We start from the raw sequence: 614 nt of genomic DNA on the forward strand, positions 1-614 counted from the left end.
GTGTCTGCCCCTCCACTGATGTGCCCATAAATCGTGCACATAGTGCAGGTAAATGTTCGCCAGCAACGGAGAAATAACAGATCCTTGCGGAGTGCCCTTTTCTGCCGCTGTCCGACGTCCATCTTCGATCACGCCCGCTTTGAGCCATTTGTGGATCAGCCGCAGAAGGCGCCGATCCATGATCCGATGTTCCAGAAATCGCATCATCCACTTGTGGTCGATGGTGTCGAAGAACGCCTGAATGTCGGCGTCCAGTATCCAGCCTATCTTCTGGCTCGTGATCCCGACGCTAGCCGCGTCCAGCGCATCGTGCTGGCTGCGACCGCGCCGGAATCCGTACGAGAAACCGAGGAAATCTTCCTCGTAAATCATGTTCAGCACCTTGACTACGGCCTGTTGCACGATCTTGTCCTCTACAGCGGCGATCCCTAACGGACGCAGCTTGCCGTCCGCTTTGGGTATATAAACTCGCCGCGAGGCTTGGACGCGATACGCCCCAGTGTGCAGCTCCTTATGCAGCTGCACAACCCGCCCGTAGAGAATATTTTCGTACTCCCCCCATGTCACGCCATCCAAACCTGCCGCCGCGTTCCGCTTGAGCTCGTAAAAGCTTT

At 56.4% G+C, this 614-nt stretch carries 1 protein-coding gene; it reads right to left on the bottom strand.

The features are described 5' to 3' along the window. Positions 1-614, bottom strand: a 614-nt coding sequence (locus tag F1735_RS34050; RefSeq protein ID WP_267876723.1) for a reverse transcriptase domain-containing protein, incomplete at both ends; no start/stop codon positions are given.

This window comes from Massilia genomosp. 1 (genome assembly GCF_011682185.1).
GTDB classification, from domain to species: Bacteria; Pseudomonadota; Gammaproteobacteria; order Burkholderiales; family Burkholderiaceae_D; genus Telluria_A; species Telluria_A rubra.